This is a genomic window from Candidatus Aminicenantes bacterium (assembly GCA_026393855.1).
In the GTDB taxonomy this organism is placed as follows: domain Bacteria; phylum Acidobacteriota; class Aminicenantia; order Aminicenantales; family UBA4085; genus UBA4085.
Genome location: JAPKZJ010000101.1, coordinates 25,413 through 35,422, shown reverse-complemented (window position 1 = coordinate 35,422; position 10,010 = coordinate 25,413). Strand labels below are relative to the sequence as shown.

Annotated in this window: 13 protein-coding genes; 12 read left to right on the top strand and 1 reads right to left on the bottom strand. The window is 61.3% G+C overall.

The features are described 5' to 3' along the window. The coding region (locus tag NTZ26_12690; GenBank protein ID MCX6561357.1) for a DHCW motif cupin fold protein at positions 1-326 on the bottom strand (326 nt) is incomplete at its 3' end. A 156-nt stretch (positions 327-482) separates the two neighbouring features. On the opposite strand from NTZ26_12690, the gene NTZ26_12685 reads away from it, so the two are divergent. From NTZ26_12685 to NTZ26_12630, 12 genes are all read left to right on the top strand, one after another. Next, positions 483-2,039 (top strand): M20/M25/M40 family metallo-hydrolase, encoded by a 1,557-nt coding sequence (locus tag NTZ26_12685; protein MCX6561356.1) that lies wholly within the window; start codon positions 483-485, stop codon positions 2,037-2,039. A gap of 121 nt (positions 2,040-2,160) precedes the next feature. After that, positions 2,161-2,367 carry an AbrB/MazE/SpoVT family DNA-binding domain-containing protein gene (locus NTZ26_12680; GenBank protein MCX6561355.1) on the top strand — a complete coding sequence of 69 codons (207 nt, stop codon included), beginning with the start codon at positions 2,161-2,163 and terminating at the stop codon, positions 2,365-2,367. Beyond that, on the top strand, positions 2,364-2,750 hold the full coding sequence (locus NTZ26_12675; protein ID MCX6561354.1) for a type II toxin-antitoxin system VapC family toxin: 387 nt from the start codon (positions 2,364-2,366) through the stop codon (positions 2,748-2,750). Before NTZ26_12680 ends, NTZ26_12675 begins: the two co-directional genes overlap by 4 nt. 15 nt (positions 2,751-2,765) lie before the next feature. Next, positions 2,766-3,191 (top strand): OsmC family protein, encoded by a 426-nt coding sequence (locus NTZ26_12670; GenBank protein ID MCX6561353.1) that lies wholly within the window; start codon positions 2,766-2,768, stop codon positions 3,189-3,191. Positions 3,192-3,440: 249 nt separating this feature from the next. Beyond that, positions 3,441-3,593: a hypothetical protein gene (locus NTZ26_12665; protein ID MCX6561352.1), complete on the top strand. Its 153-nt coding sequence runs from the start codon at positions 3,441-3,443 to the stop codon at positions 3,591-3,593. A gap of 303 nt (positions 3,594-3,896) precedes the next feature. Continuing rightward, entirely contained in the window at positions 3,897-4,952 is a 1,056-nt protein-coding gene (locus NTZ26_12660) for a hypothetical protein (GenBank protein MCX6561351.1), read from the top strand. Positions 4,953-5,083: 131 nt separating this feature from the next. Further along, positions 5,084-5,233, top strand: coding sequence for a hypothetical protein (locus tag NTZ26_12655; protein ID MCX6561350.1), 150 nt, complete (start codon positions 5,084-5,086; stop codon positions 5,231-5,233). A 180-nt stretch (positions 5,234-5,413) separates the two neighbouring features. Further along, entirely contained in the window at positions 5,414-6,589 is a 1,176-nt protein-coding gene (locus tag NTZ26_12650) for a tetratricopeptide repeat protein (protein MCX6561349.1), read from the top strand. A gap of 243 nt (positions 6,590-6,832) precedes the next feature. Further along, positions 6,833-6,982 carry a hypothetical protein gene (locus NTZ26_12645; protein MCX6561348.1) on the top strand — a complete coding sequence of 50 codons (150 nt, stop codon included), beginning with the start codon at positions 6,833-6,835 and terminating at the stop codon, positions 6,980-6,982. Between the two features lie 75 nt (positions 6,983-7,057). Next, complete coding sequence (locus tag NTZ26_12640; GenBank protein MCX6561347.1) at positions 7,058-8,347, top strand: hypothetical protein; 1,290 nt, start codon at positions 7,058-7,060, stop codon at positions 8,345-8,347. Positions 8,348-8,474: 127 nt separating this feature from the next. After that, a complete protein-coding gene (locus tag NTZ26_12635; GenBank protein MCX6561346.1) occupies positions 8,475-8,630 on the top strand; it encodes a hypothetical protein in 156 nt (51 codons plus the stop codon). Between the two features lie 153 nt (positions 8,631-8,783). Further along, the gene (locus NTZ26_12630; protein MCX6561345.1) at positions 8,784-9,953 is read left to right on the top strand and encodes a hypothetical protein; all 1,170 of its coding nucleotides are present in this window, start codon (positions 8,784-8,786) and stop codon (positions 9,951-9,953) included. The last annotated feature ends 57 nt before the right edge of the window (positions 9,954-10,010 follow it).

Genomic DNA, 10,010 nt, shown 5'->3' with positions numbered 1-10,010 from the left:
TCAACGATGAACAGCTTGGCGCCCGTTCGCGTGGAGGAGCGATGGGGCTCGGTGTCGTCGGCCACCTGGTAGCTCATGCCGGGTGTGAGGGTAAACTCGCGTCCGTCCTCGAGCCGGGTCGTCAGCTCACCCTCTAAAACTAAGAGGATATGGCCTTTCGAACACCAATGGTCGGCAACGTAGCCGGGGGAGTATTCCACCATACGCACCCGGATGTCGTCGAATTGGCGGGTCCTCCAGAGCGCTTGACCGGACGCTCCCGGATGAACGCTGGCCTCTACGGTGGACCAATCCGTCAAACCGAAAGGGATTTGATTCAATTTCATGGCGGCACGCTCCGGAGCTATTGTAATCGAGGAGGACGCCGCCGGAATAGCGCTCTCGCAAAAATCACTCGGCGGATAGGGTTGCGGACCGATTTGAAAATCCCCGGGGAATGGGATAAAAGAGGGAGTCTCGACTAAACCCGCAAGGAGGCCGCCATGTCCTTGGCCCGCAAATCTCTCATCGCCGCCCTGATCCTCGTCCCGCTCCTTGGCTTCGCCCAATCCGGCTCGCCGAAGGTCGACTGGGACACGGTCGCCCGCATCCGCGAGGAAGGCCTGCAACGCTCGCAGGTCATGGACGTCGTCGGCTACATGACCGACGTCATCGGGCCGCGCCTGACGCTCTCGCAAGACATGAAGAAGGGCCACGCCTGGGCCAAGGACAAGTTCGTCCAGGTCGGGCTCGAGAACGTCGCCCTGGAACCGTTCATGGACTACGGAGTCGCCTGGGACAACGAATACACTTCGATCCATATGCTTGAGCCCGACTACCAGATGATGGTCGGTTACCCGCTGGCCCATACGCCGGGCACGAACGGCAAGCTGACCCTCCCGGCCGTCATCGTCGACGCCCAGACCAAGACCGACTTGGCCAAGCTCAAGGGCAAGCTCAAAGGTGCGGCGATCTTGATGACGCCGCCCGCGGCCGTCGATCCCTACGCTATTTTCGCCACGGTCAACCGCTACACCGACGAAGACCTGAAAAAGCTCGAAGAGACCGTCCTTCCGGCGCCCCGGCCCGCGAATCCCGCGGCCGGCGGCGGCGGACCCAATCCCGATCAGGCGCGGCCCGAGGATAAGATCGCCTTCTTCAAGGCCGAGGGCGCCCTCGTCGTTTTCCAATGCCCCAGCGGCCGGCCCGGCGCGGTCACCGGATTCGCCCGGCCCGGGACGCGCGACGATAAATGGGGTTATGAGGCTACCATGGCCTCGCTTCCCATCCTCTCGATCACCCCCGAGCACTACAACCGGATGTACCGCATCCTGAAGCGGAACATCCCGGTCAAGGTCGAGGTCGAAGTCCGCAACCGCATCGGCAAGGAGCGCGAGTGGGCCCAGAACCTCGTCGGCGAGATTCCCGGCTCCGACCTCAAGGACGAGATTGTCATCATCGGTGCCCACTTCGACACCTGGCACGCCAGCCCGAGCCCCAGCGACGACGGCGCCGCCTGCGCCGTGGCCCTGGAGGCGGCGCGCATTCTCAAGGCGATCGGAGCCAAGCCGCGCCGGACGATCCGGGTGGCTTGGTGGGGCGGCGAGGAGCAGGGGCTGTTCGGATCGGGCGAATACGTCAAGAAGCACTTCGGCGATCCCAAAGACGCCAGGATCGGCAAAAAGCCCGAGTACGACAAGCTCTCGGCCTACTTCAACATGGATTACGGGGCTGGGGCTTTCCGCGGCATCTACCTGCAGGGCAACGAGCGGGCTCGGCGGATGCTCGCGGCCTGGATGGAGCCGTTCCGCGACATGGGCTGCTGGGCCGTCTCAAACCAGAGCGTCGGCTCGACCGACCACGTCTCGTTCGACCGGGCCGGCCTGCCCGGGTTCCAGTTCATTCAGGACCGCATCCCGGGAACGGCGGGCCATACCAATCTCGACTTTTTGGACACGATCCAGCCGCAAGACCTGATCAAGAACGCCGTCATCATGGCCGCCTATGCCTGGCACGCAGCCACGGCGGACGAGATGGTGCCGCGCAAAGAACTGAAGTAATCGCAGAGAAAAAGAGCGGTTTCGTTCGTCTCTACTTATGATGAACGGAAAAGCATCGGGCTTGACAATATCGATCGATAGAGATATCGTTAAACATATCTATAATCGATCGAGCAAGACATTGGAAACAGTAAAATTATCTCCTAAATTTCAGGTTGTAATTCCGAAAAATGTCCGTCGGGCGATGAACCTCAAGCCCGGGCAGAAAATCCAGGTTCTCATCTTGGGCGATCGGATCGAGCTTGTCCCGGAGCGGGAGCTTTCCGATCTCCGCGGCTTCCTACGGGGAATCGATACGGGATTCGAGCGGGAGGACGATCGAACGTGAATCTAGTCGATTCGTCGGGCTGGCTTGAATTCTTCGCCGACGGTCCCAACGCGGCCTTTTTCGAACCTGCCCTGGCCGCCAAGGAAGATCTCCTCGTCCCGACTTTGGTGATATTCGAGGTCTTCAAGGTCGCGTCGCGAGAGCGCGGGGAAGATGCGGCGGTGCAGGCTGTAGCCGCCATGAGGCAGGGCCGGATCATCGAGTTGACCGAGGATATCGCCGTACGCGCGGCTCGGATCAGCCTGGCCCATCGACTACCGACGGCCGACAGCATCATCGCCGCGACGGCGGCCCGCTGCGACGCCGAGATCTGGACCCAAGACCGCCATTTCGAGAGCTTGCCGGGAGTTCATTTCGTACCGGCCAAGAAAAAGAACGCATAAAACGAGGAATCCCCAATGCCGGAACAATCGACCTGCGAAACGAAGTGGACGGGCCGATATCATTTTGAAGGCACGGCCGAGTTCGATCACCCCGTGCCCATCGATTATTTGCCGCCGCTCGGCGACGGGCTCGGGCACAAGCCGACGGAGCTGCTGCTGATGGCCCTGGCCTCGTGTTCCGGACAGACCACGGTCTCGCTTCTTCAGAAGATGAAGCAGGATGTCCGGGCTTTTTCGGTCCGGGCGGCCGGCGACAAGCACGAAGAGCATCCCCGGGTCTTCACCGCGATCCACCTCGAGTTCCGGGTGGCCGGGCCCGGTATCGATCCCGCCGTCGTCGCGAAGGCGATCAAGATGTCCGAGGAAAAGTACTGCCCCGTCTGGGCCATGCTCAAAGGCAGCATCGCAATCACGTCCTCTTTCGTCATCAAAAAAGAATAGGGGGACGGGCTCGGCAGTCCTATCATTCGTAAGAATGGTAGGGCACCATACGTAACTCCCGATCCTATTGCGTCAATCATCGATAAAATTCAGTTTGCCCGCCCCAGTCGGCACCCTTTGCAGCAAATAGGATAGGGGATTACGTATGGTGCCCTCGTTGTTCAATCAACGAGGACGGCAAAGCTCGTCCCCCTATTTATATTGACAGGTGCGGCGGCGCGGGGCTACATTCGGGGGCGAGAGGTGCCCATGAAACGCGCCGCGCTCGCCATCGCCCTCCTCCTTGCCTTCGCCGCCGCCGCCTCGGCCCAGGGCTGGTTCCCCGGGTCGTTCGAAGAGGCCCTGGCCAAGGCCAAGACCGAGAACAAGCTGGTCATCGTCGACTTCTACTCGGACGGCTGAGGGGGCTGCCGACTGCTCGGTGAGCAGTTCTACGAAAACCCCGCCTACGCCTCCTTTCTGAAAGAGAACTTCATCCCCTTCCGGGCCGACCGGGACGAAGAGAAAGGCGCCGCCCTCTTCGCCAAGTACGGCATCCGGAGCACGCCGACCGCCCTGATCCTGGACGGCGACGGAAACGAGATCGATTGGATCGTCGGCTATACGCCGCCGGCGGACAAGTTCAAGGCCAAGGTCAAGCTGGCCCTGGACGGCATCGACTCCGTCCGGGCCCTGACCCAGGCCTACGCCAAGAACCCCAAGGATGTGTCCGCGGTCTTCAAGCTGGGCGAGAAGTACCGCATGCGGGCGATGGCCGACAAGGCGGCCGAGAAGTTCCGCGAAGTCCTGGCCCTCGACCCCGACGGCAAGGCCGGCTCTTACAAGCCCGATTACATGAAAGTGGCGGTCCCCTATAAGGAATGGGCCGAATACCAGATCGCCTACGCCCCGCTGACCGGCAAGCGCGACCCGGTCCCAATGAGAGAGTTCATCAAAACCCACCAGGCCGGCGAGATGATCCGTCAGGCCTACTCGAGCCTTGAAATCTTCTTCATCCGATCGGCGCCCAAAGAGGAAGCCTTCGCGTTCTACGAGGAATACGCCGCCCGCTTCCCGTCCGACTCCATGGTCCTCTACTATTGGCTGCAGCGGATCATGGCCGAGAAGGGACCTTATGACAAAGGCCGCCAGATCGCCGAGCGGCTGAAAGAGCTGACCGAAAACTCGCCCGAGCCGTTCCTGACCGCCCTCACGGCCCAGTTCTACGTCGACAGCGGGGACAAGGCCAAGGCCGAAGAAGAGTTCGGCCTCGCTTTCGCCGACAGCCTGCTGTCCTCGACGGCCTTCGGACTCCTCGAATACGCCGACTTCTGGGTCAAGCAGGGCCTCCACCAGGACAGCGCCCGGTCGATGGCCGAAGCCGCCGTGAAGCTCCTGGGCGGGAACCCTTACATTCTCCAGCAGGCCGCCGACGTGTTTCTGACGCTGGGCGACCAGGCCAAAGCTCTGGATTTGTTCGGGCCCGGATTCGTTCGCGCCCGTTGGGACGAGCCCGGCGAGCTGCGGTCCTACATCTGGTTCTGGACCCAGAAGGGAATCAACCTGGACAGCGCCCTGGCCGCGTGCAAACGGGCGCTGGACCTCCGGCCCCGAGCCTACTACCACTGGCAGGCCATGGCCGACGTCCTGCTCAAGATGAAAAACTACGGAGAAGCCGTCCAAGCAGCCGAAAAGGCGGTCGAGTTCGCCTCCCCCGCGGCCAAGCCGGCCATGCAGAAGAATCTGGAGAAAGCCAAGGCGGCCGCAGCCGAAAAAAAATAGTCTTCCGGATCGTAACCTTCACGGCCGAAACGGCGTATTCTCTTACGAACGGCTTCCGCCCGGGCTGCGCCGTCGTCAGCGAATTTGACAGGCCACCCCGGTCGAAAGTAGTATCTTCAAGAGAGGTAAGCATGAAAAAAGCACTGGTCATAGCACTCGTGCTTGTTCTCGCCTCCTTCGCTTCGGCCCAAAACTGGTTTAAAGGCTCTTTGGACCAGGCCGTGGCCAAGGCCAAGGTTGAGAACAAGCTGGTCATCATCGACTTCTTCAGCGCCGGCTGAGGGGGCTGCAAACTGCTCGGTGAGCAGTTCTACGAAAACCCCAAGTTCCACGCCTTCCAGGACAAGAATTTCGTCCTCTTCCGCGCCGATACCGACACGGACATCGGCAGCGCCGTTTTTAAAAAGTACGCTATCCGCGCCACCCCGACGACCATCATCCTCGGCTCCGATGGGGCCGAAGTGGACTGGTTCGTCGGCTACGGCCCCCCGCCCGAGAACTTCCAGGCCAAGCTGGAGAAGGTCATCAAGGGCGAGGACACCTTCAAGGCCGTCAACGACGCCTACGCCAAGAACCCCAATGACGCCGCCCTGGCCTTCAAGCTGGCCCGCAAGTGGTCCGACCGCTTCGACGAGGTCAAGCCCATCGAGCTGTACAAGAAGGTCATCGCCCTCGATCCCGAGGGCAAGTCGGGCAATTACACCAACGAGTACACCAAGGTGACCGTGCCCTACACGGTCATGGCCGAGTACAGCCTGGCCACGACGATGCCGCGGACGGCCAAGCCGGACATGGGGCCGATCAAGGCCTTCATTGCCAAGTACCCCTCGAGTCCGATGGTCAAGAGCGCCTATTCGTCTATGGCCAATTACTACGGTCGTCAAGCGTCCAAGGACGAAGCGGCCGCCGCCTTCGCCGAGTACGCGGCCAAGTACCCCGATGATCCCTACGCCCTGCAGGCGTGGCTGAACCGGATCGTCATGGACAAGGGGCCCTATGACAAAGGCCTGGAGCTGGCTGAAACGATCGAGCGGCTGACCCAGCGCAACCAGGATCCCTATCTCCAGCAGTCGCTGGGCGACTTCTACCTGGCCAAGGGCGACAAGGCCAAGGCCGCGACCGCTTTCGGCAAGGAATACGCCGATGGTCAGGTCCAGAGCCTGGGCTACAACCTCATCTCCTACGCCGAGTTCTGGCTGGGAAAGAATGAAAACCTGGACAGCGCCCGAGCCATGGCCGAGACGGCCCTCAAGCTCGAGCCGGAGAACGCCTATTTCATCCAGCAGGCGGCCGCGCTGTACGTGAAGATGAACCTGGAGGATAAAGCCATGGCCCTGTTCGGCCCGAAATGGGCCGAGGCCAAGATGACCGACGCCTCCGCGCTCTACTCCTACTCCTCGTTCTGGGCCCGGCAGGGCAAGAATCTGGACAGCGCCCTGGCCGCAGCCAAGAAAGCCGTCGCGCTCAAGCCGGCCCAGTATTACCAGTGGGCCAACCTGGGCGACATCCTGGGCAAGACGGGCGCCAAGACCGAGGCGATCAAGGCCTATCAGAAGGCCATCGAGCTGGCGCCCGACCAGGTTAAGCCGATGTACAAGCCCGCTCTCGACAAGCTTCTGGCCCCCGAAAAGAAGTAAGACGAATCCGAAGTTCTACAAGGACGAGCCTTCGGGCTCGTCCTTTTTTTTTAATTCGGGGACACCCTATATAACTCCCGAATTGCTGTTTTCAACGAGAGCTTCCTGTCAATTTATGGCCCCGTTGCCGTCAATAAAAGTTCGCGGAAATAATTCGGGAGTTATGTATGGTGTCCCCCTATTCTTTGATGTATTCTTTTGCGGGCGGACGAAACCCGTCCGCCGATTCTCGAGGAGGCCGGAATGAAAAAGCTCGCCGTTCCCGTCCTGATCCTGCTCCTCGCCGCCGCCGCCTCGGCCCAGACCTGGTTCCCCGGCACCGTGGAACAGGCCGTGGCCAAGGCCAAGTCCGAGAACAAGCTCGTTCTCGTCGACTTCTTCAGCGGTGGCTGAGGGGCCTGCATACTGCTGGGTCAGCAGTATTACACCAACCCCAAGTATAAAGGCTTCTTCGACAAGACGTTCGTCATGGTCCGGGCGGACAGCGCCGACAAAGCAGGCAGCGCCCTGTTCAAGCGCTTCAAGATCAACGCCACGCCGACCATCCTCTTCCTGGACGCCTCCGGGGCGGAGATCGACTGGATCGTCGGCTACGATCTTCCGGCCGACGTCTTTCATGAGAAGATGCTCAAGATCCCGGCCGGCATCGACACCTACAGGGTTTTGGCCGCGGCTTATGCGAAGAATCCCAAGGACGTCCCGACGGTCTTCAAGCTGGCCCTGAAATGGGGCGACCGTTACGACGAGGCCAAGTCCAAGGAGTTCTTCCAGGCTGTCATCGCGCTTGACCCCCAAGGCACGACCGGGCCGTACCGGGTGGAACCCGACGGCCTAGAGGTCCCCTATACCGAATATGCCGAGTACCAGATCGGCTACAATTCGGTCATGACGATGAAGCCGGACCCGGCGTCGATGCGGGCTTTCATCGCCAAGTATCCCGACAGCAAACTTCTCAAGCAGGCGTATCAGACGCTTTCCTTCGCCTATTCCTACCAGGGTACGAAAGAGGAGTCGGCCAAGTTCTTCGAGGAGTACGCGGGCAAGTTCCCCAACGATCCGAAAGTCCTGGATATGTGGCTGGCCCGCATCAACCGGGACAAGGGGCCTTTCGACAAGGGTGCCGAGCTGGCCGCCCGGATCCGGGCCCTGACCCGATCCAACCCGGTCCGGGGGTACAACAAGGACGTGGCCGAGCTTTACGCCAACCGCAACGAGACGGCCAAGATCGAGGACGTCTATGGCAAGTCATTCATGGAAGGCCAGGCCACCGCTCTGGCCATCGATCTGATCGAGTACGCCCAGTTCTGGGCCGGGCGCGATGCCAACAAGGATAGCGCCCTAGAAATGGTCGAAACGGCCATGCGGCTGAAACCGGATTTTCTGTACATCATTCAGCAGGGGGCGAGCGTCCTGATCAAGCTCGGGCGCGAGGACAAGGCCATGGAGGTCTTCGGCCCGGCTTGGCTCGCGAAGAACGGCGACAAATCCACCAACCAGTACAGCTACGGCGCGTTCTGGAGCGGCCAGGGCAAGAACATGGATGCCGCGCTGGCGGCGCTCCGCAAGGCGATCGCCACGGACCCCGACAAATACTACTATTGGAGCGGCCTGGCAACGGCGCTTCAGAAGGTCAAGAAGTGGGACGAGGCCGTTCAGGCCGCCGAGAAGGCGGTCGCCTTGGCCGACGATCAAATCAAGCCGGCGATGCGCGCTTCCCTGGAGCGGATCAAGACCGCCCAGGCCGCGGACAAGAAGTAAGCCCTTCTCTCCGGGAGGGCGTCCCCGCGGCGCCCTCCCGGCCATTCCCCCCTATTCTGAAGGCTGATTGACTCCGCCCCGGGCCTGGGCTATAGTCCCTCCGTTCTTTATTCCAACGGAGGTCTTCATGAAAAAAGCCCTGGCGCTTTCGCTTCTCCTCCTGTTGGCCGCGGCTGCTTCCGCCCAGAGCCTGCCCTGGTTCCAGGGCTCGCTTGACGAAGCGTTCGCCAAGGCCAAGGCGGAGAACAAGCTGGTTCTCCTCGACTTCAACTCCTACACGTGACCGAGCTGCAAACTGCTCGGTGAGCAGTTCTACGACAACCCCCAGTACAAGGATTTCCTGACCAAGAACTTCGTTCTTTTCCGGGTCTTTACGCAGGAACCCGCGGGACGGATCGTCTTCGACAAGTACGCGGTCAGGGCCACCCCGACAATCATGTTCTTTGACGGCAGCGGCGAAGCCGTGGATTGGATCCTCGGCTACGATCCCCCGGCCGACAAATTCAAGGACCAAGTCGACAATATTCTAAAAGGCGAGGGCACCTACAAGAGCCTGATGCTGGCTTTTGCCAAGGACCCCAATGCGGTCGAGACCGTCTTCAAGCTGGCCAGGAAGTATGAAGATCGCTACGACCAGGTCAAGGCGGCCGAATTCTACAAAAAGGTCGTAGCCCTCGATCCCGACGGGAAGAAGGGAACGACGCTTTACGAGCCCGGCCAGCCCGGCGTCTCCGAAAAAGTGACGTACACCAAGTACGCCGAGTTCAATATCGGCATCGCCGCGCTGGGCACCCGTCCCGCCGATCCGGCCGCGATGCTGGCCTTCGTCAAGAAGTACCCCGGCGGCGAGATGGTCAAGACGGCCTACGCTCGCCTGAGCGGCGCCTACTTCGCGCGCACGGCGCCCAAGGACCAGGCGGCCACGTTCTACGCCGAATACGCCGCCCGCTTCCCCAACGACGCCATGCCGCTCACGGCTTGGGTCCAGCGCATCCTGCAGGACAAGGAGCCCGTCGACAAGGGCATCGAGCTGGCCAAGGCGGCCATTGCGATGTCCAAGTCTTCGGCGGCTCCGCAAGGGGCCGTTCCGGGGACGGTGATGGTCGGACCCGGCGGCGTCATCATGAACTCCAGCCTGGAGCTCAACCTGGCTCGGCTTTACGCGCTCAAAGGCGACAAGGCCCAAGCCGTTGCCACTGTCGACGCGGCCATCAAGACGGCGGGCGACAACGCCCGCGCGCTCACGAGCTTCGCCCAGGCATACTTGGACATCGGCGCAGAGGACAAGGCTCTGGCCTGCTACGGACCGGATTTCCTGAAGAAGAACCTGGCCAACGCGACAGTCCTCACTCCCTACGCCTCTTTCTGGGCCCGCCAGGAGAAAAACCTGGACAGCGCCCTGGAAGCGGCCAAGAAAGCGGCCGAGCTGACCCCGGACAATTTCGTCGCCTGGACGTCGATGGCCCAGGTTTACGTCAAGATGAAGAACGGGGCCGAAGCCATCAAGGCGGCCGACAAGGCCCTGGCAGTCGCGCCCGCGGCCCAGAAAGCGAACGTGCAACGCATGGTGGACCAGATCAAGACCCAAGCCGCGGCCATCAAGTAGCCGCCGGCCCAACAGATTCGCCAAGGGGGCGGGTTTTCCCGCCCCTTTTTTTTACTT